Source organism: Kluyvera sp. NPDC087067, from assembly GCF_044745165.1.
In the GTDB taxonomy this organism is placed as follows: Bacteria; Pseudomonadota; Gammaproteobacteria; order Enterobacterales; family Enterobacteriaceae; genus Kluyvera.
Genome location: NZ_JBIUZS010000001.1, coordinates 538555 through 564672 on the forward strand (window position 1 = coordinate 538555; position 26118 = coordinate 564672).

28 protein-coding genes are annotated in these 26118 nt (G+C 53.7%); 15 read left to right on the plus strand and 13 right to left on the minus strand.

The window, feature by feature from the left end:
* Positions 1–28: 28 nt before the first annotated feature.
* The 6 genes from ACIPDS_RS02580 to xthA all read right to left on the minus strand — a co-directional run bounded on the left by ACIPDS_RS02580 (position 29) and on the right by xthA (position 5854).
* Positions 29–661: an ATP-binding cassette domain-containing protein gene (locus tag ACIPDS_RS02580; protein ID WP_400732334.1), complete on the minus strand. Its 633-nt coding sequence runs from the start codon at positions 659–661 to the stop codon at positions 29–31.
* Entirely contained in the window at positions 661–2196 is a 1536-nt protein-coding gene (locus ACIPDS_RS02585) for an ABC transporter permease subunit (RefSeq protein WP_400732335.1), read from the minus strand. Before ACIPDS_RS02585 ends, ACIPDS_RS02580 begins: the two co-directional genes overlap by 1 nt.
* On the minus strand, positions 2169–3350 hold the full coding sequence (locus ACIPDS_RS02590; protein WP_400732336.1) for an ABC transporter substrate-binding protein: 1182 nt from the start codon (positions 3348–3350) through the stop codon (positions 2169–2171). Before ACIPDS_RS02590 ends, ACIPDS_RS02585 begins: the two co-directional genes overlap by 28 nt.
* Complete coding sequence (locus ACIPDS_RS02595; protein WP_400733423.1) at positions 3350–4012, minus strand: TVP38/TMEM64 family protein; 663 nt, start codon at positions 4010–4012, stop codon at positions 3350–3352. Before ACIPDS_RS02595 ends, ACIPDS_RS02590 begins: the two co-directional genes overlap by 1 nt.
* 38 nt (positions 4013–4050) lie before the next feature.
* Positions 4051–4713, minus strand: a complete 663-nt coding sequence (locus ACIPDS_RS02600) for a TVP38/TMEM64 family protein (RefSeq protein ID WP_400733426.1) — start codon at positions 4711–4713, stop codon at positions 4051–4053.
* 337 nt (positions 4714–5050) lie between these two features.
* Positions 5051–5854 (minus strand): exodeoxyribonuclease III, encoded by an 804-nt coding sequence (gene xthA / locus ACIPDS_RS02605; RefSeq protein WP_400732337.1) that lies wholly within the window; start codon positions 5852–5854, stop codon positions 5051–5053.
* A gap of 448 nt (positions 5855–6302) precedes the next feature.
* Between xthA and ACIPDS_RS02610 the strand changes: the two genes are divergently transcribed.
* The 6 genes from ACIPDS_RS02610 to spy all read left to right on the plus strand — a co-directional run bounded on the left by ACIPDS_RS02610 (position 6303) and on the right by spy (position 13156).
* On the plus strand, positions 6303–7523 hold the full coding sequence (locus ACIPDS_RS02610; protein ID WP_400732339.1) for an aspartate aminotransferase family protein: 1221 nt from the start codon (positions 6303–6305) through the stop codon (positions 7521–7523).
* On the plus strand, positions 7520–8554 hold the full coding sequence (gene astA, locus ACIPDS_RS02615) for an arginine N-succinyltransferase (protein WP_400732341.1): 1035 nt from the start codon (positions 7520–7522) through the stop codon (positions 8552–8554). The genes ACIPDS_RS02610 and astA overlap by 4 nt, the downstream gene beginning before the upstream one ends.
* Positions 8551–10029, plus strand: coding sequence for a succinylglutamate-semialdehyde dehydrogenase (gene astD / locus ACIPDS_RS02620; RefSeq protein ID WP_400732343.1), 1479 nt, complete (start codon positions 8551–8553; stop codon positions 10027–10029). Before astA ends, astD begins: the two co-directional genes overlap by 4 nt.
* Entirely contained in the window at positions 10026–11351 is a 1326-nt protein-coding gene (astB, locus tag ACIPDS_RS02625) for an N-succinylarginine dihydrolase (protein ID WP_400732345.1), read from the plus strand. The genes astD and astB overlap by 4 nt, the downstream gene beginning before the upstream one ends.
* A gap of 9 nt (positions 11352–11360) precedes the next feature.
* Positions 11361–12338: a succinylglutamate desuccinylase gene (gene astE, locus ACIPDS_RS02630; RefSeq protein WP_400732347.1), complete on the plus strand. Its 978-nt coding sequence runs from the start codon at positions 11361–11363 to the stop codon at positions 12336–12338.
* 311 nt (positions 12339–12649) lie between these two features.
* Positions 12650–13156, plus strand: a complete 507-nt coding sequence (gene spy, locus ACIPDS_RS02635) for an ATP-independent periplasmic protein-refolding chaperone Spy (RefSeq protein ID WP_400733429.1) — start codon at positions 12650–12652, stop codon at positions 13154–13156.
* 82 nt (positions 13157–13238) lie between these two features.
* Here the strand turns inward: spy and nadE are convergent, their stop codons facing one another.
* On the minus strand, positions 13239–14066 hold the full coding sequence (gene nadE, locus ACIPDS_RS02640; RefSeq protein WP_166514093.1) for an ammonia-dependent NAD(+) synthetase: 828 nt from the start codon (positions 14064–14066) through the stop codon (positions 13239–13241).
* A 216-nt stretch (positions 14067–14282) separates the two neighbouring features.
* On the opposite strand from nadE, the gene osmE reads away from it, so the two are divergent.
* From osmE to cedA, 8 genes are all read left to right on the plus strand, one after another.
* Positions 14283–14624, plus strand: coding sequence for an osmotically-inducible lipoprotein OsmE (gene osmE / locus ACIPDS_RS02645; RefSeq protein ID WP_166514092.1), 342 nt, complete (start codon positions 14283–14285; stop codon positions 14622–14624).
* A 285-nt stretch (positions 14625–14909) separates the two neighbouring features.
* Positions 14910–15230: a PTS sugar transporter subunit IIB gene (locus tag ACIPDS_RS02650; RefSeq protein ID WP_166514091.1), complete on the plus strand. Its 321-nt coding sequence runs from the start codon at positions 14910–14912 to the stop codon at positions 15228–15230.
* Between the two features lie 81 nt (positions 15231–15311).
* Positions 15312–16670, plus strand: coding sequence for a PTS N,N'-diacetylchitobiose transporter subunit IIC (gene chbC / locus ACIPDS_RS02655; protein ID WP_400732349.1), 1359 nt, complete (start codon positions 15312–15314; stop codon positions 16668–16670).
* A gap of 56 nt (positions 16671–16726) precedes the next feature.
* Positions 16727–17074 carry a PTS N,N'-diacetylchitobiose transporter subunit IIA gene (chbA, locus tag ACIPDS_RS02660; protein ID WP_166514089.1) on the plus strand — a complete coding sequence of 116 codons (348 nt, stop codon included), beginning with the start codon at positions 16727–16729 and terminating at the stop codon, positions 17072–17074.
* A 25-nt stretch (positions 17075–17099) separates the two neighbouring features.
* Positions 17100–17924, plus strand: a complete 825-nt coding sequence (chbR, locus tag ACIPDS_RS02665; protein WP_166514088.1) for a transcriptional regulator ChbR — start codon at positions 17100–17102, stop codon at positions 17922–17924.
* A 106-nt stretch (positions 17925–18030) separates the two neighbouring features.
* Entirely contained in the window at positions 18031–19377 is a 1347-nt protein-coding gene (locus ACIPDS_RS02670; RefSeq protein ID WP_400732351.1) for a 6-phospho-beta-glucosidase, read from the plus strand.
* 11 nt (positions 19378–19388) lie between these two features.
* A complete protein-coding gene (gene chbG / locus ACIPDS_RS02675; protein ID WP_400732352.1) occupies positions 19389–20144 on the plus strand; it encodes a chitin disaccharide deacetylase in 756 nt (251 codons plus the stop codon).
* A gap of 138 nt (positions 20145–20282) precedes the next feature.
* The gene (cedA, locus tag ACIPDS_RS02680; protein WP_166514085.1) at positions 20283–20522 is read left to right on the plus strand and encodes a cell division activator CedA; all 240 of its coding nucleotides are present in this window, start codon (positions 20283–20285) and stop codon (positions 20520–20522) included.
* Between the two features lie 71 nt (positions 20523–20593).
* On the opposite strand, the gene ACIPDS_RS02685 is transcribed toward cedA, so the two are convergent.
* The 4 genes from ACIPDS_RS02685 to hxpB form a co-directional block, all read right to left on the minus strand.
* Positions 20594–21985, minus strand: a complete 1392-nt coding sequence (locus ACIPDS_RS02685) for an L-cystine transporter (protein ID WP_400732353.1) — start codon at positions 21983–21985, stop codon at positions 20594–20596.
* A gap of 177 nt (positions 21986–22162) precedes the next feature.
* Entirely contained in the window at positions 22163–22753 is a 591-nt protein-coding gene (locus ACIPDS_RS02690; protein WP_166514083.1) for a metal-dependent hydrolase, read from the minus strand.
* Between the two features lie 89 nt (positions 22754–22842).
* On the minus strand, positions 22843–23604 hold the full coding sequence (gene kduD, locus ACIPDS_RS02695) for a 2-dehydro-3-deoxy-D-gluconate 5-dehydrogenase KduD (protein ID WP_400732355.1): 762 nt from the start codon (positions 23602–23604) through the stop codon (positions 22843–22845).
* Positions 23605–23758: 154 nt separating this feature from the next.
* On the minus strand, positions 23759–24427 hold the full coding sequence (hxpB, locus tag ACIPDS_RS02700) for a hexitol phosphatase HxpB (RefSeq protein WP_400732356.1): 669 nt from the start codon (positions 24425–24427) through the stop codon (positions 23759–23761).
* Between the two features lie 133 nt (positions 24428–24560).
* Between hxpB and ACIPDS_RS02705 the strand changes: the two genes are divergently transcribed.
* Positions 24561–25097, plus strand: coding sequence for a YniB family protein (locus tag ACIPDS_RS02705; RefSeq protein ID WP_166514080.1), 537 nt, complete (start codon positions 24561–24563; stop codon positions 25095–25097).
* A gap of 35 nt (positions 25098–25132) precedes the next feature.
* Here the strand turns inward: ACIPDS_RS02705 and yciA are convergent, their stop codons facing one another.
* Together yciA and ACIPDS_RS02715 are read right to left on the minus strand one after the other, a co-directional pair.
* Entirely contained in the window at positions 25133–25531 is a 399-nt protein-coding gene (yciA, locus tag ACIPDS_RS02710) for an acyl-CoA thioester hydrolase YciA (protein ID WP_400732358.1), read from the minus strand.
* Positions 25532–25546: 15 nt separating this feature from the next.
* A complete protein-coding gene (locus tag ACIPDS_RS02715; protein ID WP_166514078.1) occupies positions 25547–26086 on the minus strand; it encodes a septation protein A in 540 nt (179 codons plus the stop codon).
* Between the last annotated feature and the right edge of the window lie 32 nt (positions 26087–26118).

A 26118-nucleotide genomic window follows, 5' to 3' on the forward strand; every position in this document is an offset into this window, starting at 1 on the left:
ACCTTGCGTTAACGCAGGATTTCCCGCGTCATCGCCAGTTTTCGAGCTGTAAACAGCGTCCGCCCGAAGGCACATCATCGGCATCATGTGTCACCTGGACCACCGGGATTTGTCGGCGTTGCAATTCATTGAACACCCACTGACGAAAACTGCTGCGAAGCTGCGGGTCAAGTCGACTAAACGGTTCGTCGAGCAGCAGGGCTTGTGGCTGTGCCAGCAGCGCGCGCAACAGCGCCACACGAGCACGTTGACCGCCGGACAGCGTGGCCGGATCGCGATCGTAAAACTCTGCCAGCCCCGCATGGGCTAACGCCTGCATCACCTGATTTTGCCGTTCCCGACGAACCACCGAGGCCGGGAGTGCCAGCCTCAGGTTATCCCCCACGCTCAGATGATCAAACAACAGCGCATCCTGAAATAAGATGCCGATGCGCCGCTTTTCCGTAGGTAGCGGGCCGCAGCGGCATCCGTTTAGCCACAGCTCGCCGCTGGCGCGAAAATCAGCGCCCAGCGCGCCGACCATCCAGGCAAAAAGGGTGGATTTACCGCTGCCGGACGGCCCCATTAGCGTGAGAATTTCTCCCGGCTGAACGGTAAAGTTGACGCGGTGCAGTAGCACAGAGCCCGCCCGCGAAAGCGTCAAATCCTCGACGTGTAACATTAGCGTAATCCTCGGCGAAGATGACCTATCCGGCGCGCCAGCAGGGCGGTCAATAAGAAGAAAACCATTGGCAGAATCAGTTGCCACAAGGCCTGAGCAGCGAGGGTGGCGGTTGCGCCACCGCTGCTTAATGCGACGGCTTCGGTGGTGAGCGTCGGGATTCGCCCGCCGCCCAGCCATTGGGTGGGGAGATATTGCGCGATGCTCACCGAAAATCCTACCGCCAGCGCTGACAGCAGTGGACGAACAATCAGCGGACATTTCAGCCGCAGAAAAATACGTCCGCGCGTCCACCCCAGGGTTTGGGCGAGGACAATCTGACGTGAATCTATTTGCCGCCAGGCGGGGCGCAGCATAAACAGCATCCACGGCACCACCCACAATAAATGCCCCCATAGCACGGTATCAAACCGACCATCGAACCAACCGTAGAGCGCCAATTGATATTGCCCGGCGGCGAGCGGTAGCGCGGGCAACAACAGCGGCAGATCGACCCAACGTTGATGCCGAACGGGCCCCCACTCCAGCCACAATAAGCAGACGACCGCCCCAAGCGCTGCCGACGAAAGCGCCAGCCACAGGCTATTGTTAACGGTAGGCGTTGCAGGCAACGACGCGTGGGTCAGATAGGCCAATAGGGCGGTGCAGATCAGGCCGCTTAAAGGCAGCATCAGGCTAACCCCTCTTCCCGGCAACGAAGGAAAGTGGGGATTACGAACGCCGTCGGGATGAGGAAAGTTCGCTCGCCAGCCGCGCCAGAGTTGGCGGGCAACCCCGGCCACTAGCGCGAGGATAGCGAGCAGTAATAAACAGGCCAGCGCGCCTTTCGCCTGGTCGTCCGGGTCGCCGGAATTAAGCCACTGCCACGCCAGCACTGCAAGGGTCGGCGGATTTCCGGGGCCGATAATGATCGCCACATCTACGACCGATAACGTCCAGGCCGTTGTCGCCAGCAGGGCGATGCTAAGCGAGGGCATTAGCGCCGGGAGGATAACGTACAAGAGGCATTGTCCACGACCAAACCCGAGGCTTTTAAATACCACCGTTTGTTCGGCTAACCGGCGCTCGCCGAGGATGGCCCAGCTCACCCACAATAAAAAACCGCTTTCTTTGACTGCGAGTACCAGGCCAAGCCCGATGCCGTAGCTGTCCTGCACGGGCCGCAGCGCTGGCAGCAGACCATATATCGCGCCGCCTTCCGCGAACAGCAGCAGGGCGCAGGTGGCGAAAGCCACATGGGGAAGCGCTAATAGCCAGGGCAGCCGCGACGCCAGCCGCTGCCAGCCGGGTGACGGCCAGAGGGTCGCGATAACCAGCAGCGTGAGCAGCAATGCGCCGCCAATCGCCACCAGCGAGGAGATAAGGGTGGCGAGAAGGGCCTGACTAAGCTGCGGGTCGCTGAATAACTGCTGCCAGTGGAATAGCGAAAACGCAGGCGTCAACAAGACACCTGCGGCAGGAAGCAGGGGCAGATAGATAATCAGCATCATGCCCCAGCACAGAGTGATTAATGCGTACCGTAACGGCGCAGCCATTCCTGCTCCAGTGCATTCACCCACGCCGCATGAGGCTCAGCCAGCACCGGAGGGGCGTTTTCCGGGGTAAGCGCCTGTAATGCTTTTCGCTGTTCTGGCGCTAATTTATCGACCGCCAGCACGTAAGGATCGCCCCAGACCGTTGGGTCGGCTTTGCGCAACTGGGCTTCCGGCGAGAGCAGGAAATTTGCCACCACCTGGGCCGCGGCACGGGCGCTGGAGTTTGCGGGAATCGTCACAAAGTGGACGTTGCCGATCATCCCCTGGGGAAAGCCAAAGCTATAGCTGTCTTTGGGTAACTCACCTTTTGCCACTTTTTGTTTAGCGTGCATTGGGTTAAACGTCACCGACAGCCGCAATGTGCCCGCGGTGAACAGGCTGTCCATCCGTGCGGTGGAAGGGGGAAAATCTTTACCCTGACGCCACAGCAGAGGATGCAGTTGGTCGAGATAGGCCCATAACGGCGCGGTGACGGCGGCAAAAGTGCGCTCGTTCGGTGGTTGTTTTAAGGCGTCCGGCTGGGGGGTGAGATTTATTAGTAGCTGCTCGATGAGCGCCGTGCCGGTAAAGTCTGGCGGACGCGGGTAGGTGATAGTGCCCGGGTGCGCTTTGGCATAGCCCAGCAGCGCCTGTGGCGATGTCGGCGGCTCGGGCGTTTGCTGTTGGCGGGCGATAAAGGTCAACTGTGCGCTGCCCCACGGGGATTCGGCACCGTCAACCGCGACGGAGAAGTCTTCACGCACGGGTTTGCTGGTATCAACATAGCGCCAGTTTGGCAGCTGCTCGGCCCAGCCCGTTTGCAGCAGGTTGGCTTCTTTGAGCGCGCGGAAGTTCTCCCCATTGACCCACAACAAGTCGACTGAGCCGTGGGTTTTGCGTCCGGCGCGCGCTTCGGTCTGAATGCGTTTTACCGTGTCGGCGGCATCGGCAATATGCACGATGCGCAGATCGATGGCGTAGTGGCGTTTCACTTCACCGCTCACCCAATCAAGATAGTGATTGACCGCCTCGTCGCCGCCCCAGGCGTTAAACCACACGGTCTGGCCTTCGGCTTCGCGTTGAATCTGCTGCCAGCTATCGGCGTTAGCGGCGAAGGGTGACAGCATCGCCAGCCCCAGCAGTGCACAGCGCAGGATTTCTCCATGAAAACGCATCAGGATTTCCTCTTTTGTCGTTCTTGATAAAAGGCTTTCGCCGCAACGATAACAATAGTCAGCGCGAACAGAATAAACAGCCCGCTCACCAACCAGAAGGTTCCCCCGGTCAACAGGCTGCCGACCCAGGAGTAAACCACGGTGGCGGGAAGCTGACCGAGGCCGGTGGCGAACATAAACTGACGAAAACGTATTGAGGTCAACCCGGCGGCGTAGCTCACCGGATCAAAAGGAACAAAAGGCAGCAGCCGACACACCAGGATGGTGTGTTTACCATACCGCTCAAAAAATTCATCGACGCTACGCAACACCGTTTTACCGGTGAGCTTTTCCACCACCTCGCGTCCCATCACCCGCGCAATATAAAAGCATAACGCGGCACCGACCATCGCACTGCTCCATGACAGCAGCCCGCCCCAGAACGCGCCAAACAGCGAGGCGTTGGCAAAGGTGATAACAAATGCCGGAAGCGGAGCGGCAATCGCCTGGAGAATCATCAGCAGGAACGACACCACGGCCGCAAGCCGGCCGTAAGAGTGAATGAAGCGTTCAATTTCGTGCGGGTCGAGGGCTAAAAAAGCGCTGACGCTGCGGTCAATAAAGGCGTGGACGGCAGGGATATACCACCACGCCAAAAGCGCGGAGATAAAAATCAGCACCATAAGGCCGCGGATGCACCAAAGGGTGCGGGGTGAGCCAGTCATCGGCGATCCTGTTGTGGGAATGCCACCCGTTTTCGCCGGGCATAGCCTTTTGCCGCCTGCACGAGCGCAAACAGCGCCAGACCGGCGAGGCTAAGCTTCAGCACAAAGGCGAGGGTGATTCCGTCGGCGGCAAGTTCACTGGCCATAAACGTGTAGATAAAAATTCCCGGCAAGGTGGTCAGCGCGGATATCAGCGTGTAAGACCAGAAGGGAATCGCCGTTAAACCGTAGGCATAGTTCTGAATATTATAGGGAAACAGGGGAATAAGCCGGGTGAGGATCAGGAAATCAATCCCGTTGCGGGCAATGCCTCGCTCAATGGCCTGAAAAGTGGCGGTATGCCCGACATAATTGAGTAACAGCGTGCGGCCCAGCGCGCGGGCGAGTAAAAATGACGCCGCAGAGGCAAGTGTGGCGGCAACCAGCGACAGCAATGTACCCAGCCACGGGCCAAAGACCATGCCACCGACTAATACCAAAACGCTACCCGGCATCAAACACACCGTCGCCAGAATAAACAGGGCGATGTAAAGGCCATAGCCAAGCGTGCCGCTTTGTAAAATGAGGCGTTGAAGCTGGCGAAAATGCGTCACCAGATCGACCAAACCAAAATGCTGAATAAGAACGTAGAGTGCGTAGATAACAGCGACAATCAGCAGGAGCTTAAAGGCTGCGTAATACCGACTTCTTTTGCATGGGGGTCCTCCTGCCGGGAAGAAAAGTGCGCGCGACGGTATTATAGATTAGTCACTACAGCAAGAGCTTAGCGCCGGTTTATTGATTTTGCTCAGAATTTTTGCCGTTCGGCGTATCGTTGCCGAGCATCACTGCGCGACACCAGGCTACCGATTGCTGTAGGCCGGATAAGGCGTAGCCGCCATCCGGCAATGTGCTCAGTTATGCCTGATGGCGGCTACGCCTTATCAGGCCTACATGACTACATGGCGTAGCCAGGCCAAGCGCAGCGCCGCCGGGATTGCACACCGATTATTCAGCTTATTTAAACGTCGCCCACACCGGCGCATGGTCAGACGGCTTTTCCATACTACGAATTTCGTAATCAATTCCGGTCTCAACACAGTGCGCCGCCAGCGCCTGGCTTGCCAGCAGCAGGTCAATACGCAGGCCGCGGTTGTCGTCAAAACCTTTCGAGCGGTAGTCAAACCACGAGAAGCGGTCGTTCGTTTCCGGGTTGGCGTTGCGGAAGGTATCCACCAACCCCCAGCCCAGCAGGCGTTCCATCCACTCGCGTTCTTCCGGCAGGAACGAGCACTTACCGGTGCGCAACCAGCGTTTACGGTTCTCTTCACCGATACCGATATCTAAATCAGTAGGGCTGATATTCATATCACCCATGATCAGCACCGGATTATCTTTGTTCAGACGCGTTTCCAGATAATCCTGCAAGTCCTGGTAGAACTTCGTCTTGGCCGGGAATTTGGTTTCATGATCGCGGCTTTCACCCTGCGGGAAGTAGCCGTTAATCACCGTGACGTTACCAAACTCAGACGGTACTTCAGCGATGATGATACGGCGCTGCGCATCTTCGTCATCAGTCGGGAAACCGCGATGCACCGCAATCGGCTCAGCCTTAGTCAGGATTGCGACGCCGTAGTGGCCTTTCTGCCCGTGGTAGAAGATGTGGTAACCGAGCTTAGCGACCTCTTCAAGTGGGAACATATCGTCGTGCACCTTTGTCTCCTGCAGGCCAATCACATCTGGCTGATGTTTTTCAACGATGGCTTGCAGTTGATGAGGACGGGCACGCAGGCCGTTGATATTAAAGGAGACAAATTTCATAGTCGTTGCCACTTTGCAGGATGAATTGTGACGGGATAGTAGCAGAATTTAACGCTGAACGCTGCTTTGACTCAGCGCTATTGCCTATTTCTTTTATCAATGCTGCCGTTTTGCTGAGCAAAAACTGCACCAGGTTTGGGCAACTTGCGCCGTTTTGAGGCGTAAATCTACGATTAATTTCGCAGTCGATCACAATTCCAGAATGATATTTTGCCAATGCATAATTTTTCTAAATTTTACCCTGCAAGGTAATGCAATGCCATTAATATTCACTATATATGCAGTTTCAATGAATATTGATGATTCATAACTTATTGATATTTCGTTCTCACCTCCCATTTATGCACTTTTTTCTCTCGCTGGCACGAACCGTGCAATCTACATTAAAGGGGAAAACACTAAAATCATTAACATAAATTAAACCATTTGTTTACTTATCGAGGTCGCTATGTCTCAGTCAATCAGCCGTCAAAACTTTGATCAATGGATGATGCCGGTTTACGCACCCGCCACGTTTATTCCTGTACGCGGTGAGGGGGCGTGGTTGTGGGACCAGGAAGGAAAAGGCTATATCGATTTTGCCGGCGGCATTGCGGTAAACGCCTTGGGGCATGCGCACCCGGCGATGATTGAAGCGCTGACCGAGCAGGCGGGCCGGTTCTGGCATACTGGTAATGGCTATACCAACGAACCGGCGCTGCGACTGGCTAAGCAGTTAATTGACGCCACCTTTGCTGACCGCGTCTTTTTCTGTAACTCCGGGGCCGAGGCTAATGAAGCGGCGCTGAAAACGGCGCGCAAATACGCGCACGACCATTTTGGTGAACACAAAACCGGTATTGTCGCTTTCAAAAATGCTTTTCATGGACGCACGCTGTTTACCGTCACCGCCGGTGGTCAACCGGCTTATTCTCAGGATTTTGCGCCGCTGCCGCCGGATATTCGTCACGGCATTTATAACGATATCGCCTCGGCCCGCACGCTGATTGATGATGATACCTGTGCGGTGATCGTGGAACCTATTCAGGGGGAAGGCGGGGTTATTCCGGCAACCGTTGAATTCCTGCGAGAACTGCGTGAACTTTGCGACCGTCACCACGCGGCGCTGATCTTTGATGAAGTACAAACCGGCGTCGGACGCACCGGCGAACTGTACGCCTACATGCACTATGGCATCACCCCGGATTTACTTTCGACCGCCAAAGCGCTGGGCGGTGGCTTCCCGATTGGTGCGCTGCTGGCCAGCGACAAAATGGCCAGCGTCATGACCGTGGGCACCCACGGCACAACCTACGGGGGTAATCCGCTGGCCTGCGCGGTGGCAGGAACCGTGCTGTCGATGATTAATACCCCGCAGGTGCTGGGTGGCGTGAAGCAGCGCGAACAGTGGTTTAAAGAACGGTTGCAGGCCATTAACGAAAAGCTGGGACTATTCAGTGAAATCCGCGGCGCGGGCTTGCTGATTGGCTGCGCTCTGCGCGACGAATATGCCGGTAAAGCGAAACAGATAAGCCTGCTGGCGGCGCAAGAAGGGTTGATGGTACTGATAGCGGGGGCCAGCGTGGTGCGTTTTGCCCCTGCGCTGATTATTAATGAAGAGGATGTCACGCTGGGTCTCAATCGTTTCGAGACCGCCTGTGCACGCTTTGTTAAAGGAGAATCATCATGATGATTATCCGTCCCATTGCCGCCGGAGATCTCGGCGGTTTGCTTACGCTTGCCGGGGGAACGGGCGGCGGGTTGACATCATTACCCGCCGATGAACAAACCCTGGCGGCAAGAATTGCCCGTTCACAAGCCACCTGGCAAGGTACGCTGCCCCGCGGCGACCAGGGGTATGTCTTTGTGCTGGAAGATACCCGCAGCGGCGCGGTTGTCGGCGTTTGCGCGATTGAGGTTGCGGTGGGGATTAACGATCCCTGGTACAACTATCGCGTCGGGACGCTGGTGCATGCCTCCAAAGAACTGAACGTTTATAACGCGCTGCCGACGCTTTTTCTCACTAACGATCACACCGGCAGCAGCGAGCTGTGCACGCTGTTTCTCGATCCGCAATGGCGAAAAGAGAGTAACGGCCATCTGCTCTCATGCTCGCGCTTTCTGTTTATGGCGGCCTTCCGCGACTGCTTCAACCATAAAGTGGTTGCCGAGATGCGTGGCGTAATCGACGAGCACGGCTACTCGCCATTCTGGAAAAGTCTGGGGGAGCGCTTCTTCTCAATGGAATTTTCCCGCGCCGACTACCTGTGCGGCACCGGACAAAAAGCGTTTATCGCCGAATTGATGCCAAAGCACCCTATCTATACAGATTTTTTAAGCGAAGAAGCACGCGCAGTGATAGGCCAGGTGCACCCACAAACGGCACCGGCGCGCGCGGTGCTGGAAAAAGAGGGGTTCCGCTATCGTGATTATGTCGACATTTTTGACGGCGGCCCGACGCTTGAATGTGAAATTGACCGGGTACGCGCCGTGCGTAAGAGCCGCCTGGTGACGGTGGCCGAAGGGCAACCCTGCGGCGCAGAGATGCCGCTGTGCGTGGTTGCCAACGAACAGTACCAGCATTTTCGCGCCATGTTAGTTCATGCCGACCCGCAGACTGAAAACCTTATCTTAAATGCTGAACAACTTGATGCCCTGAACTGCCATCTCGGCGATAGCGTGCGACTGGTGCGGCTGTGCCCTGAGGAGAAAAAATCATGAGCCTATGGATTAATGGACAATGGCAGACGGGCGGCGGCGCCCCACTTTCCAGCGCTAACCCGGTGACCGGTGAAGCCAGTTGGTCGGGTCACGAGGCATCTTTACTTCAGGTAGAGCAGGCCGTTGCGGCGGCCCGTGACGCCTTCCCGGCGTGGGCGCGTCGGCCGTTTGCCGAACGTCAGCAGATTGTTGAAGCGTTCGCCGGATTGCTTGAGAGCCATAAGGCTGAATTAACGGATGTTATCGCGCGTGAAACCGGCAAACCGCAGTGGGAAGCGGCTACGGAAGTGGGCGCGATGGTCAATAAAATCGCCATTTCACTGGCCTCCTATCGCAGCCGTACCGGGGAGAGTCATAGCGAAATGGCCGATGGCGCGGCGACGCTTCGTCATCGCCCGCACGGCGTGCTGGCGGTATTCGGGCCCTATAATTTCCCGGGCCATCTCCCCAACGGGCATATTGTTCCGGCGCTGCTGGCTGGCAATACGGTGATCTTTAAACCCAGTGAATTAACCCCGAACTGTGCCGAGGCCGTGGTGAAATTATGGGAGCAAGCCGGACTGCCGCCGGGGGTGTTGAATTTGCTCCAGGGCGGACGGGAGACCGGGGAGGCGCTGAGCAGCCAATCGGGGCTGGACGGGGTATTGTTTACCGGTAGCTCGACCACCGGTTTTCATTTACATCGCCAGCTTGCCGGACAGCCGCAAAAAATGCTGGCCCTTGAAATGGGCGGAAACAATCCGCTGATCGTTGATGACCCGGACGATATTGACGCTGCTGTACACCTGACTATCCAGTCGGCATTTATCACCGCCGGACAGCGCTGTACCTGCGCCCGTCGCCTGTTGGTCAAACGCGGCGCCGTCGGCGACACCTTCCTGCAAAGATTGGTGGAAGTGAGTGGGCGTATTGTCCCTGATGCGTGGAATGCGCAGCAGCAGCCGTTTATCGGCGGTCTGATTTCCGCGCAGGCGGCACAGCGGGTCTATCAAGCCTGGCAAATGCAGGTGGAAAAGGGCGGGACGACGCTATTGGCCCCGCGTCTGCTAAAAGAGGGAACGTCGTTACTGACGCCGGGGATTATCGAACTGACCGAGGCGCGGGATATTGCCGATGAAGAAGTTTTCGGGCCGCTGCTGGGTGTCTGGCGCTATGATGATTTTAGCCAGGCGATTACGCTTGCTAACGCGACGCGTTACGGCCTCTCCTGTGGTCTGATTTCGCCAGACAGGGAAAAGTTTGACCGTCTGTTGCTTGAGGCGCGTGCGGGGATCGTTAACTGGAACAAACCGCTGACCGGAGCGGCCAGCAGTGCGCCATTTGGCGGAACGGGTGCCTCCGGTAATCATCGTCCTGGCGCATGGTATGCCGCCGACTACTGCGCCTGGCCGATGGCAAGCCTGGAATCTCCGCAACTCTCGCTGCCGGCAACGCTTAGCCCGGGGCTTGATTTTCAGCATGAGGTGAAATCATGAACGCCTGGGAGGTGAACTTCGATGGCTTGCCCGGGCTGACGCACCATTACGCCGGATTGTCATTTGGAAATGAAGCCTCGACAAAACATCAGTACCAGGTCTCCAATCCGCAGCTGGCGGCGAAGCAGGGGCTTTTAAAAATGAAGGCGCTGGCGGACGCTGGTTTCGCGCAGGGCGTGATCCCGCCGCAGGAGCGCCCGAACGTGGCGTTACTGCGCCAGTTGGGATTTAGCGGACGCGATGAGCAGGTTATCGCTAAAGCCGCGGCACAGGCACCTCAATTACTCAGCGCCGCAAGCTCTGCGTCGGCGATGTGGGTGGCTAATGCGGCGACGGTATGCCCATCAGCCGATGCGCTCGACGGCAAAGTACACTTGACGGTGGCGAATCTCAGTAGTTTGTTGCACCGAGCCAGTGAAGCGCCTACCACTCAGGTAATCTTGCAGGCTATTTTTCACGACACCAACCATTTTTCCGTCCACGGCCCGCTGCCGTCGGTGGCGGCATGGGGAGATGAAGGGGCGGCAAACCATAATCGGCTAGGGCGCGACTACGGTATGCCCGGCACGCAGTTGTTCATCTACGGTCGGGATGCGGCCAGCGGCGTAAGCCCGCATCGCTATCCTGCACGGCAAACCCGAGGGGCCAGCGAAGCGGTGGCCCGGCTTAACCAAATCAATCCGAACCAGACCCTTTTTGCCCAACAAAACCCAAAGGTTATCGATCAGGGCGTATTCCATAATGATGTGATTGCGGTCAGTAACCGGCAGGTACTTTTTTGCCACGCCGAGGCGTTCCTGCATCAGCCGCAGTTAATGCAGCAACTGGCCGAGCGGGTACCGGGTTTTATGCCGATTGAAGTGCCGGCGGAAAAAGTGACGGTGGCTGAAGCGGTATCCACCTACCTGTTTAACAGCCAGTTATTGAGCAAGGCTGATGGCAGCATGATGTTAGTGTTGCCAGGCGAAGCGCAGGAAAATCCGCGCGTCTGGCGCTATCTTAACGAGCTGCTGGCGCAGGATAACCCGATTGATACGCTTCGCGTGTTCGACCTCCGTGAGAGCATGGCGAACGGCGGCGGCCCGGCCTGTTTACGTTTAAGAGTGGTGCTGACTGACGCCGAACGTCAGGCGCTTAATCCGGCGGTAATGATGAATGATGCGCTGTTTGCCACACTGAATGATTGGGTCGAGCGTTATTACCGCGACCGTCTGACCGTGGCGGACCTCGCGGATCCGCAGCTCTTGCAGGAGGGGCGTGAGGCGCTGGATAGGCTCACCCAGATCCTGAAACTGGGCTCACTTTACCCCTTCCAGCGTTAAGGAGCTTTTATGAAACAGTTTCTGGCATATACGCTGGCGGGGAGATTGCCATCTGAACCTGAAGGGGAGTGCGAACATTTCCATTGGGAGTGGCGTGAAGCGGGCGTATTACAGCTCACGCCGCATGAACTTTGCTCACAGGCGTTGGTTTTGTCAGCTGGGATCCACGGTAACGAAACGGCGCCGGTGGAGATGGTCGATAATCTTCTAACCGCACTGCTCAGCGGTAAACAGCCGCTGCGCTGGCATCTGCTGGTGGTCCTGGGGAATCCACCGGCACTGCGCGATAATAAACGTTACCTGCACAGCGATCTCAATCGCATGTTTGGCGCGCGCTGGCGTCTTTTTCCGGTCAGTGATGAAACGGTTCGTGCGGCAAGCCTTGAACAAACCGTGGCGGCATTTTATCAACGTTGCCCTGCGCAAGTGCGCTGGCATCTCGATTTGCACACGGCTATTCGGGGTTCGCACCATATGCGTTTTGGAGTATTACCGGCGCGCGAAACCCCCTGGGACCCGCAATTTTTGACCTGGCTGGCTTCAGCCGGGCTTGAAGCATTGGTGTTTCATCAAGCCCCTGGCGGCACGTTTACCCATTTCACCGGGGAGTCGTTTGATGCTCAGTCATGCACGCTGGAGTTAGGCAAAGCCAGGCCGTTTGGTCAAAACGATCTCTCGCGTTTCGCGCTGGTGGGGCGACAGCTGGCGAATTTACTGGCAGGAGAATTCGCCGGTGGCTCGACGATGGTGCCGCTTTACTATCGCGTAGTGCAGCAAATCACCCGGCGTAGCGCTGATTTTCATCTTTATATGTCGCCACAAACGTTGAATTTCACCCCGTTCGCCAAAGGGACGCTGTTGGCTGAAGATGGCGACACGCGCTATGTAGTGACATCGCCTTGTGAATATGTCCTGTTTCCTAATCCCGATGTGGCGCTGGGATTAAGGGCCGGACTGATGCTGGAACGTTGCCCGACGGAGTCTTAATTAACGTTCTCAGCGGTGCAAGTGGTGTAACGCTTGTGCCGCTGACGTTATTACGGAATATTCCTGGTAAATTGCTTTATTATTAATCTGTGGTGCTTTATACTTCTTCAAAATCTCTTCTTTATCAGCCATTTGTATATTTTCATTGCAACTCTCCACAATTTATCCTTAATTTCTTCATAGTTGGTTGGAAAACGCTTTTTACACTTTCATTGTTTTACGCACGCTCTGATTAATTGACGATAAACCCCGTAAAGTTAATCTCGTCAACACGGCACTACGCCGTCAGAATAAATGAAAGTAAGGACTCAATAATGAAAAAATTAACTGCTCTGTTCGTTGCTTCTACGCTGGCTCTGGGTGCTGCAAGTGTGGCGCACGCTGCCGATACCACGACCTCTACCACCACCGAAGCGGCTCAGCCGAACGGTAAAATGATGCAGCATCATAAAGGTCATATGGGCCCGCGTCATGACATGATGTTCCAGGGACTCAACCTGACCGACGCCCAGAAACAACAGATTCGTGACATTCGTAAAGCGAGCCGCGATGAGATGAAGCGCCCGCCGCAGGAAGAGATGCGTGCGATGCATAACCTGATTGCTAGCGATACTTTTGACAAAGCAAAAGCAGAAGCTCAGGTCAGCAAAATGGAAGAACAGCATAAAGCTATGATGCTGTCTCGTCTGGAAACCCAGAACAAGATCTACAACGTATTAACGCCGGAACAGAAAAAGCAGTTTAATGCTAATTTTGAGAAGCGTCTGACAGAACACCATGCGCCAGAAGGTAAAATGCCACCTGCGCCTGCCGAATAAGTTTAACGGCACACTGTCTTAAGACCGCCGGATCTGCTCATAAACGCCAACAGGCTATGGGCAGACCCGGCGGTTTTCTCATTTATTTCTTCCAGAAATCATCAAACACGGTGATAGGCGTGCGACGCTTATGCTCGGTCTTGAGATACCAGCCTTCAATCGTCTGCGCCACCTCAGGTGCCAGCGTTTTACCTTCCAGATAATCATCAATATTGTCGTAACTCACGCCTAATGCCACTTCGTCAGGCAGAGAAGGGCGATCGTCTTCGAGGTCTGCGGTTGGTGCTTTCTTATAAAGATGTTCCGGGCAGCCCAGTTCGGCCAGTAGCTGCTTACCCTGGCGTTTATTGAGGCGGAAAATAGGGTTGATGTCGGTGCCGCCGTCGCCGTATTTGGTGAAGAAACCGGTAATCGCTTCTGCCGCATGGTCGGTGCCGACCACCACGCCGTGGGTCATCCCGGCGATGCTGTATTGTGCTTTCATGCGCTCACGGGCTTTTTCATTGCCGCGAACAAAGTCACTGAGCTCGATACCCGCTTCACGCAATGCCTCCTCGCTGGCGAGCACGGCGGCCTTAATATTAACCGTCAGTACGCGGTCTGGCTGGATAAAGGCGATAGCATCCTGACAATCTTGTTCGTCAAACTGCACGCCGTAGGGCAGGCGCACGGCAATAAATTGCAGCGCGTTGTCGCCGCTTTCGGCCCGCAGTTCAGTAATCGCCTGTTGGCACAGTTTCCCGGTCAGCGTGGAGTCCTGACCTCCGCTAATACCAAGGACTAACGATTTGATAAACGGATAGGTTTTGAGATAAGCCTTGAGAAAATCGACGCTACGGCGGATCTCCTCTTTCGCATCAACCTGTGGTTTTGCGCCAAGCGCCTGAATAATTTCTTGTTGTAACGCCATTTACCCCTCCGAAATGTGTGTGTCAGCCGTGCCGAGAAGCCGCCAGAACAAAGTGTTAAAGCTACCTCTTTGGCGCTAAAACGACAAGGATCACAGTTTTGACTGATGTAAATTAATCCGAATATTGTCGATGCCCGGGATCATTTGGCCGTATTAGTTGATAAATAGCGATATTTATTCCAGGCTTAATGAACATCATAAAAAAGGAGAGGGAAGATGAACAAGAATGTAATCGGGCTTCTGGGCGCTGCCGCTGTAATGACAATGCTGGCTGGCTGTACCGCTTATGATCGCACAGCAGACCAATTCACCCAGCCGGTGGTTAAAGACGTTAAGAAAGGGATGAGCCGTGCGCAGGTTGCGCAGGTTGCAGGCAAACCATCATCAGAAGTATCAATGATTCACGCTCGTGGTACTTGCCAGACCTATATCTTGGGTCAACGTGATGGTAAAACAGAAACCTACTTTGTGGCGTTAGATGATACCGGTCATGTGATCAACTCTGGCTATCAGACCTGTGCTCAGTACGATACAGACCCGCAGGCACCTAAGAAATAATCGTGTATTTATAGGATGTCTACGAAAACCCGACCATCGCGTCGGGTTTTTTTATGAGCCATGATGCTTATTTCTTGTCGCGAATTATTTTGACCAAAATGTGAGGCCAATCAAGATGGGAGGTCAATGAGAGACAATTTTGGGGCGTTGAGAATTATCCGTGCCCAAAATGTTGCCGTATACTCAGGGCATAAACAGAAGATAACTCATCTGTTACATACGAGGGTAGTGGGCACATGGAACATCGCCCGATGATGGCAGATTTCACAAGTTGAGGAAGCGTGAATGGAAAAGAAACATATCTACCTATTTTGTTCAGCTGGAATGTCCACGTCATTATTAGTCTCCAAAATGCGTGCACAGGCTGAGAAATACGAAGTACCCGTTGTCATTGAAGCATTCTCTGAAGCGTTTGCGGCGGAAAAAGGCCCTGAGGCTGACGTTATTTTGCTCGGTCCACAAATTGGTTATATGTTGGCTGATATTCAAAAGATTTTACCAAACAAGCCAATCGAAGTTATTGATTCAACGCTGTATGGCAAAGTAGATGGTTTAGGTGTGCTTAAAGCAGCTGTTGCTGCAATTAAAAAAGCCGCTGCGCAGTAATTTAATTTATTTTTCCCGTCAAAGAGTTATTTCATATTTAATCGCCGCAATTATTGTTGCGGCCCTTTAAGGGTATTTTATATGAGTAAAGTGATCGATTCGCTTGAAAAGGTACTCCTTCCTTTTGCTGTTAAAATAGGAAAGCAGCCTCACATTAACGCCATTAAAAACGGCTTTATTAAATTAATGCCACTGACCCTCGCTGGGGCCATGTTTGTATTAGTTAATAACGTTTTCCTGAGCTTTGGTGAGGGGTCATTCTTCTATTCAATGGGCATTCGTCTGGATGCATCAACCATTGCCACATTAGACAGCTTTAAAGCCATCGGCGGTAACGTTTATAACGGTACCTTAGGCATTATGTCGCTGATGGCGCCTTTCTTTATTGGCGCAGCTTTAGCGGAAGAGCGCAAAGTTGACCCGATGGCAGCCGGCCTGCTTGCGGTCGCGGCCTTTATGACCGTCACACCTTATAGCGTGGGCGATGCTTACGCCGTGGGCGCGAACTGGTTGGGCGGTCAGAACATCATCTCCGGTATGATTATCGGTCTGGTGGTCGCTGAACTGTTTACCTTCGTCATCCGCCGTAACTGGGTGATTACGCTGCCAGATAGTGTGCCGTCCTCTGTGTCACGTTCTTTCTCGGCCTTAATCCCTGGGTTCCTGATCCTGTCCATCTTCGGCATTATCTCCTGGATCCTCGCCTCCTATGGCAACAACTTCCACCAGATAATCATGGATTCCATCTCCAAACCGCTGGCGGCGATGGGTGGCGTGGTCGGTTGGGCGTATGTGGTCTTTAACTCCCTGCTGTGGTTCTTCGGTGTACACGGTTCGCTGGCGCTGACCGCGCTGGACAACGGCATCATGACCCCTTGGGCGCTGGAAAACATCGCGTTGTATAACCAGTATGGTTCCGTTGATGCAGCCATTGCGGCAGGCCAACAGTTCCACTTCTGGGCGAAACCGATGCTCGACTCCTACATCCTGTTGGGCGGTTCCGGTGCAACCTTAGGTCTGATTATTGCCATCTTTATCGCCTCACGTCGTGCTGACCATCGTCAGGTAGCGAAACTGGCGCTGCCATCAGGCATCTTCCAGATTAACGAGCCGATTCTGTTTGGTTTGCCGATTATCATGAACCCGGTGATGTTTATTCCGTTTGTCCTGGTTCAGCCGATTCTTGCCGCAATCACCCTTGCTGCTTACTCAATGGGCATCATTCCACCGGTCACCAACCTGGCCCCATGGACAATGCCAACCGGTTTAGGTGCCTTCTTTAACAGTAACGGCAGCGTCGCTGCGCTGTTAGTCGCACTCTTTAACCTTGCGGTCTCAACCCTTGTGTACATGCCGTTCGTGATTCTCTCGAACAAAGCACAGGCGGTCATCGAAGAAGAAGAAAGCGAAGAAGATATCGCGGCTTCACTGAAATTCTAATGCCAATGCGGTATGGAGCCAGTCTCCATACCGCCCTCAACAAGAAGGGAATAAAAATGTTCGATCTGGATAATGTTGTTGCTGAGGACGTGCAGGAAAACGATCTCGAAGAAGTGGTGATGGGCCTGATTATCAACTCAGGACAGGCGCGAAGCCTGGCATATGCCGCATTAAAGCAAGCCAAACAGGGTGATTTCGCGACCGCAAAAAACACCATGGAACAGTCCCGCATCGCGCTGAGCGAAGCCCATCGTGTCCAGACCCAGCTCATCGAAAGCGATGAAGGTGAAGGGCGTATGAAGGTAAGCCTGGTGCTGGTTCATGCGCAAGATCATCTAATGACATCAATGTTGGCCCGTGAACTGGTTGCTGAATTGATCGAACTTCACGAGAAGGTACAATAGGCTTTTCCCTATGAGGCAACCGAAGATGATCAGCATGGAAATCAACACCGCCCGAGAACAACAGCTCTTTAACGGTAAGAATTTTCATGTCTTCATCTATAACAAAACGGAAAGTATCAGTGGGTTGCACCAGCATGATTATTACGAGTTCACAATCGTACTGACCGGCCGCTACTATCAGGTGATAAATGGCAAACGGGTTATGCTGGAGCGCGGAGATTTTGTCTTCATCCCAATGGGTTCTCACCACCAGAGCTTTTACGAGTTTGGCGCGACGCGAATTCTGAACGTCGGGATCAGCAAAGATTTCTTCGATACTCACTACCAGTCATTGGTGCCGTTTGCGTTGGTTGCTTCGCAAGTCTATTCGATCAAAAGCACTTTTCTTAGCTACATTGAGTCGGTTATTTCGTCACTGCATTTTCGCGAAACTGAATTTGACGAATTTATTGAACTGGTCTCCTTCTACGTGATTAACCGCTTGCGTCATCACCGTGAAGAACAGACGCAGGACGTCATGCCACAGTGGTTAAAAACCACCGTTGAAGCCATGCACGATAAATTACAGTTTGGTGAAGGTGCGCTGGAAAACATGGTCGAGTTATCCGGGAAGACCCAGGAATATTTAACTCGCGCCACCCAACGTTATTATGGCAAAACGCCAATGCAGATTATTAATGATATCCGCATTAACTTTGCTAAAAAACAGCTGGAAATAACCAACTACTCAGTAACCGATATTGCCTACGAATCAGGTTACAGCAGCCCCAGTTTGTTTATTAAAACATTCAAAAAGCTGACCTCATTCACGCCAAGTAATTATCGGAAGCAGCTGACGGTTATTAAATAACGCGCTACGGAATAATTTCGTAGTTCTGTCACAAATTATTTAGCTCGCCGCATATTATGCGGAGGGGCAACCACGTTTAGCTTGTGGATCTCCAGGGAGAAAAGATATGAGCCAGAAATTAAAAGTCGTTACTATTGGTGGTGGTAGCAGCTATACGCCGGAATTACTGGAAGGTTTTCTCAAACGTTATCATGAACTGCCGGTAACGGAACTGTGGCTGGTGGACGTTGAAGAGGGGCAGGCGAAGCTGGATATTATCCACGCGCTGTGCGAACGCATGGTGGAAAAAGCCGGCGTGCCGATGAAAGTCTATAAAACGCTTAACCGCCGTGAAGCGCTCAAGGATGCCAATTTTGTCACCACGCAGCTCCGTGTTGGTCAGCTCCAGGCGCGTGAAAAAGACGAACGCATTCCGCTAAGCCACGGCTATCTGGGACAGGAAACCAACGGTGCGGGCGGCCTGTTTAAAGGTCTGCGTACCATTCCGGTGATTTTCGACATCATCAAAGATGTGCAGGAAATTTGCCCGGATGCGTGGGTGATTAACTTCACTAACCCAGCCGGTATGGTGACCGAAGCAGTTTATCGCCACACCAACTTCAAGCGCTTTATCGGCGTGTGTAATATCCCAATCGGGATGAAAATGTTCATCACCGACGTTCTGCGCCTTAGCGAAAAAGACGATTTGTCTATCGACCTGTTTGGTCTTAACCATATGGTCTTTATTCGCGATGTGCTGGTCAACGGTGAGTCACGCTTTGCTGAACTGCTCGATGGCGTGGCTTCCGGTACGCTGTCAGCCAACACCGTGAAAAACATTTTCGATATGCCGTTTAGCGAAGGGCTGATTCGCTCTCTGAATCTGCTGCCGTGCTCTTACCTGCTGTACTACTTCAAGCAAAAAGAGATGCTGGCTATCGAAATGGGCGAGTACTACAAAGGTGGCGCGCGCGCTCAGGTGGTGCAGAAAGTTGAGAAGCAGCTGTTTGAGCTTTATAAAAATCCCGATCTGAATGTGAAGCCAAAAGAGCTCGAACTGCGCGGCGGGGCCTACTACTCCGATGCGGCGTGTGAAGTCATCAACGCCATCTATAACGATAAGCAGACCGAACACTACGTGAATATCCCACACCACGGTCATATCGACAATATTCCGGCGGACTGGTCGATTGAAGTGACTTCAATCCTTGGTCGCGACGGCGCGAAACCGCATCCGCGTGTGACCCACTTTGATGAAAAAGTGTTGGGTCTTATCCACACCATCAAGGGCTTTGAAGTTGCGGCAAGCCAGGCGGCACTGAGCGGTGAGTTCAACGATGTCCTGCTGGCGCTGAACCTGAGCCCGCTTATCCACTCTGATAAAGATGCCGAGATTCTGGCGCGCGAGATGATTCTGGCCCACGAAAAATGGTTGCCGAATTTTGCTGCCACCGTGGAGACACTGAAAAAGTGACAGGAGGCATGATGGAACGTTTGTTAATCGTCAATGCGGATGATTTCGGTCTAAGCAAAGGGCAGAACTACGGTATTTTCGATGCCTGTAAGCACGGCGTGGTCACCTCCACGACCGCGCTGGTCAACGGCGCGGCTATCGAACATGCCGCGCAGTTAAGTCGTCGTACGCCTGAACTGGCCGTTGGCATGCACTTTGTGTTGACGCTGGGCGAACCGCTAACGCCAATGCCTGGGCTTACCCGCGAAGGTAAGCTGGGTAAGTGGATCTGGCAAATGGCGGAAGAGGGCGCGCTGCCGCTAGACGAGATTGCACGTGAACTGGAGTGTCAGTACAACCGTTTCATTGAGCTGTTTGACGCGGAACCGACGCATTTAGACAGCCACCATCATGTGCACATGATCCCGCAAATCTTCCCGCTGGTGGCGGCGTTTGCGAAATCAAAAGGCGTTGCGATGCGCGTTGACCGCACTGTTGCGCTGAATACGGACCTGCCGCACGCTCTGCGTACCAGCGAAGGGTTTAGCAGCGAGTTTTACGGTGATGCCATCTCTGAAGCCCTGTTCCTTGATGTGCTGGATAAATCGGCAGCACGCGGCGAGCAGTCGGTGGAGGTGATGTGTCATCCGGCGCTGGTTGATAACACCATTATGGGTAGCGCTTATTGTTACCCGCGTCTGGCCGAGCTGGACGTATTGACCTCGGCATCGCTGAAGTATGCGATTGCGGAGCGAGGCTATCGTCTCGGAACCTACCGCGACGTGTAATAACCCTTTGTTTCACCCCCTCAACCCTTGCCCGGCAGCGATCCTGCCGGGCTTTTTTGTCTATGTCGATGCCCGGTGAATCCTGCTATCATAAGGCTTTCCTGTATTTGTTATTACTGATTGTGAAGTTCACTGCTTATGAAACCGTTTCGCCAACAAAATCGGCAGATTATCAGCTATGTTCCGCGTTCTGAACCCGCTCCACCCGATCACGCCGTGAAAGTTGAAGGCTTTCGCGATGTCTGGTTATTGCGCGGCAAGTACGTGGCGTTTGTGCTGATGGGCAGCGCGTTCCAACGCTCGCAGGCGTTCTCCATTCCTGAAGCGGCGCAGCGTTGGGCGGTACAGATGCGTCAGGAAGGAGAAATCGACGCTTAGTGGCAATCAGGAATAAAAAAAACCGCTGATAAAGATATCAGCGGTTTTTTTATGGAAGTGAGCTAACAAGCTTAGCGGTGCGCTAACTCAGCATCTTCTTCACTATTGAGTACGTCTTTGTCGGTCTGGCGCAGCCATTGGCTGGTCAGCGTACCGGCGGTCATCGAACCGCTAACGTTAAGCGCGGTACGGCCCATGTCGATAAGCGGCTCTACGGAAATCAGCAGCGCAACCAGCGTCACCGGCAGACCCATCGCGGGCAGAACGATAAGCGCGGCAAATGTTGCACCACCGCCCACGCCAGCAACGCCTGCGGAGCTTACGGTAACCATACCGACCAGCGTCGCAATCCACAGTGGATCAAGAGGGTTAATGCCGACGGTTGGCGCCACCATGACGGCCAGCATCGCAGGATAAAGACCGGCACAGCCGTTCTGACCAATGGTTGCCCCAAACGATGCGGAGAAGCTGGCGATGGATTCCGGCACGCCCAGACGACGCGTTTGCGCTTCCACGTTCAGCGGAATAGACGCCGCGCTGGAACGGCTGGTAAACGCAAAGGTCAGCACCGGCCACACTTTACGGAAATACTTCAGCGGACTCACACCGTTTACGCCAAGCAGAATGCCGTGTACCACGAACATAATCAGCAGGCCGAGGTAAGAGGCGACCACGAAGCTGCCCAGCTTAATAATGTCCTGCAGGTTAGAACCGGCAACCACTTTGGTCATCAGTGCCAGCACGCCGTAAGGGGTCAGCTGCATAACCAGACGAACCAGCTTCATCACCCAGCTTTGCAGGGTATCGATAGCGGTCAGAACACGCTGGCCTTTTGGCGCGTCGTCTTTTAACAGTTTCAGTGCGGCGACGCCCAGGAATGCGGCGAAGATAACCACGCTGATAATGGAGGTTGGGCTTGCACCGGTCAGGTCAGCAAACGGGTTTTTCGGCACAAACGATAGCAGCAGCTGCGGCACGCTCAGGTCTGCGACCTTGCCCGCATAGTTGCTTTGAATCGCGTTCAGGCGCGCGGTTTCAGCCGTACCCTGCACCAGACCTTCCGCGGTCAGACCAAACAGGTTTGTCACCAGTACGCCGACCAGTGCGGCAATCAGGGTGGTGAACAGCAGAGTACCAATGGTCAGTACGCTGATTTTACCCAGTTGCGATGCGTTATGCAGACGCGCTACCGCACTCAGAATAGAGGCAAATACCAGTGGCATGACAATCATCTGCAGCAGTTGCACATAGCCGTTACCGACGATGTTAAACCACTGGATGGAATCTTTAAGCACCGGGTTATCGGAGCCGTAAATCATCTGTAAAGCCAGGCCAAAGACCACGCCGACAACCAGAGCAACCAGCACTTTTTTCGCCAGGCTCCACTGTTTGTGGCGCGTTTGCGCAAGCGCAAACAGCAATACGACGAACACGATAATGTTCGCAACTAATGGAAAGTTCATCCCCGTTCTCCTGAAAATTTGTCCACGCCGTCCGGCAGCCATAGCCGCGCGGCGGCGAGTCTTTTTTTAGAACAAATCCGTAAAGATTTGTCTGTATGTGAGAAGGTTAACAGAAGTGGAATAACACGCTTATATCCAAATGGAATTGTTTATGCCAAAAAAGCGCTTTGCGCTGAATTATTGCTCAGCTCGCCCATGGATAAACCGATTGAAATCGTTTTGCAGCATATTAATCACCGAGGATGACCAGCGCACGGCGCTGTTGTCGGGGAGGGACTGCGGCATAAACACGGCGTAGGCAAAAAGCGCCATGCACAGCACGCGCTCAAGCTGGTTGCCCTTGCGCGGCGCGAGAATAGGCAAACGAAAACGCCAGCGGCACGGCCAAAGTAGGGGCACTCCAGCGGGCGTCAGCATATCGGCAAGAATATGGCTCAGATAACCCAGCACCATGCCTTGCAGCGCATCTGCGGGAACAATCCAGCTATCCGGTACTTTGAGGTAAAACACGGTGAGCAGGGCAAATACCGCCAACAGGCTATGAGTAAACCCTCGATGGCCAAACATTCGCGCAATGGGTTTAGACAGCCAGCTAAGCCGCTGCCCGAGAAAGGAGCGCGGGTGATCGATGTCGGGCAGCAGACAGGTCAAAATGGCTGACGGCACCACATGCCACCAGTCTCCCTGCGCTAACACAGGCGTCAGTTCGGCATTTTTAGCAAACACCGCACAGGCGATGGAAAAGAGCAGATGACCTTCCGCCGTCATGATAAAACCCATTATTCTGTAAATTCATACAGTATAGGGTTTTTATACAGTAGGCGGAAGTGGTTACAGTGTAACTCTTTGTCAAAAAATTAACGTGCCAGCCAACCCCCGTCAACGGCTACCGTATAACCATTGATGTAATCAGAAGCCGGGGAGGCGAGAAAGACCACCGGGCCTTTGAGATCTTCCGGGGTGCCCCAGCGTGCGGCGGGGATCCTGTCGAGGATTTCTTTGCTGCGCTCGCTGTCTTCGCGCAGCTGCTGCGTATTGTCGGTCGCCATATATCCCGGGGCAATCGCGTTGACGTTAATATTGTGCTGCGCCCATTCGTTGGCTAATAAACGCGTGATGCCTAATACACCGCTTTTTGAGGCGGTGTAGGATGGCACACGTATTCCGCCCTGGAAAGAGAGCATTGACGCGATATTAATGATTTTTCCGCCGCAGCCCTGGGTCAGAAACTGTTTCGCCACCGCTTGTGAGAGGAAAAAGACCGATTTCAGATTCAGGTTCATCACCTCGTCCCAATCTTTCTCGCTAAAGGTCAGCGCATCTTCGCGGCGGATAGTGCCAGCATTATTGACCAGAATATCAATGCGTCCGGCGGCTTTAACGGCGGCGGGGACAATATCAGCAATGCTGTCCGGCTGACTCAGATCGGCCTGAATGGCGTAAAGTTGACGCCCAAGCGCCTTCACTTTTTCTGCCGTTTCTTGCGGCACGCGGCGGCTGACGCTGACAATATCGCAACCCGCTTCGGCTAACCCGAGCGCCATTCCTTGACCCAGACCTTTATCGCACCCGGTGACGAGTGCCACTTTACCTTGCAAATTGAATGCATTAAGAATCATGTCGACCCCTGTCTTTGCTTTTATTGATTTTGGATGGATGACTACAGGGCAAAGCATAGAAGGGAGAGACGTAAAATTCAAATAAATTTAAAACGGCGTTTCATTTTCATGAGGTGGCTAGCATTTGCGGGCACAATAAGTGCCCGCAGACCGATTAGCCGCACAAATTTTCGCGAGTCAGAGAGACCAGGGATGATAGCTTGACGTCGGCCAGGCTAAAGCGAGGATCCTGCTGGCTTGCCGCATCAGGGACGACAATCGAGCGCATACGCGCGGCTTTGCTGGCTATCATGCCGTTGACGGAATCTTCCAGCGCCACGCAGCACAGCGGGTCTACGCCCAGCTCAGCGGCGCAGTTGAGATAGACCTGCGGATGCGGTTTGCTGTAAGCCAGCGTATCGGCGGAGGCCAGCGCATCAAATTGCTCGCGTAGGTCAAATAAGGCGAGCACTTTTTCCAGCATATACAGCGGTGAGGCAGAGGCGAGGCCCACTTTTAACCCTGATGCCTTGCACAGCGCAACCGCTTCGCGTACGCCGGGCAGGAGTGGCTGTGTGGCTTCGACCTGCGATATGACGCTGGCGATGATGCGTTTCACCACGGTCGCGCGGTCAGGCCCGCTCCACGGTTGCTGCCCAAACCACAAATCGACGACCAAATCGATACGCAAACCACGGGTGTCAGGAAGCTCATGGCGACGGTTAAAGTCGACGCCCAGTTCCCCCAGCACTTCGTGCTCAGCACGATCCCACAATGGTTCAGAATCGATCAGTAAACCATCCATATCAAAAATCGCAGCACGTATTTGGCGCTCGGCGGACATAACAACCTCTCCTTTAGGATAACGAATGCAGGTGAATGGTATATCATATCCAACGTAAAGTCGGGCGAAAGTCGCCATCAGCAGATAGACTGAGGCTGAGTCCCGAAATAAAGCGTCTTAACAAGGGGAACCCATGACGTATCAACAAGCTGGACGCATTGCCATACTTAAGCGCATTGCCGGGTGGATTATCTTTATTCCCGCGCTGATATCGACCTTGATTTCTTTGCTTAAATTTATGTATGAGCACAGTGCTAAGCAGCCAGGAATCGATGCCGTCATGATGGATTTTGTCCACGTGATGGTCGAAATGATGCGTTTCAATACGCCATTTTTAAATGTGTTCTGGTACAACTCACCGCAGCCAGATTTCAGCAACAGCCTGAACGTTCTGTTCTGGGTTATTTTCGCACTGATTTTTGTGGCGCTGGCGCTACAGGATTCCGGGGCGCGTATGTCGCGTCAGGCGAAGTTCCTGCGTGAAGGGGTGAACGACCAACTGATTCTGGAGAAAGCGAAAGGGGCGGAAGGCCTAAGCCGTGAAGCGCTGGAAGCGCGTGTTGAAGTGCCGCGTCATACCATTTTCGTTCAGTTTTTCCCGCTGTACGTCCTGCCGATTATCGTGATTGTGGTGGGCTACTTCGTCTTAAAAGTATTGGGTTTCCTTTAAATGCAACAAGCCCGGCAAAATTGCCGGGCTTGTGATTACGCTGCAGGAATAGCGCGCGGTTTTCCTTGCGGATCGACGGCGACGTAGATAAACAGCGCCTCGGTCGCTTTATAACGCTGGCCTATCGGCTCGGAAGAAACCTTCTTCACCCACACTTCAATATTGATGGTTATCGACGTATTGCCGCGTTTTACGCAGCGTGCATAGCAGCACACCACGTCGCCCACCGCAACGGGCCGCAGGAAGGTCATACCATCAACCCGTACGGTGACTACGCGGCCGTGTGCCACTTCTTTCGCCATAATGGCGCCACCAATATCCATTTGCGACATGATCCAACCGCCGAAAATATCGCCGTTGGCATTGGTATCCGCAGGCATCGCTAATGTGCGTAATACCAGCTCACCCTGAGGAGCGTCATTTTGTTGTGTCATTCTTATTCTCTGTGCTTACTTATGGTCGTCTTGTGGCATGTGGCGATAGATATAAAATCCGCTTAACACGGTAAATACCAGCGTTAACGCCGTCAAACCGAACACCTTAAAGTTGACCCAGATATTTTGCGGTAACCAGAAGGCGATATAAATATTCGCGAGCCCACAGAGAATGAAAAATACCGCCCAGGCGAGGTTTAGCTTCGACCAGACCGCTTGCGGCAGGGTTAATTCTTTACCCAGCATGCGCTGGATCAGCGGCTTTTTCATCACCCACTGGCTGACCAGCAGGGCACCGGCGAACAGCGCGTAAATAACGGTCACTTTCCACTTAATGAATTCATCGTTGTGGAAGAACAGGGTCAGGCCACCAAAGACGGCGACCAGGACGAAGGTGATTAGCGCCATTTTTTCAACTTTGCGATAGCGCACCCAGCTGTAAATCAGTACCACGGCCGTCGCGACAATCAGCGCCGCCGTCGCGGTGTAGATGTCGTAAATTTTGTAAAAGGCGAAGAAAACCACCAGCGGTAAAAAATCCAGAAACTGCTTCATACTTCGATTCCGTCGTTCAGCGCTGTCCACGA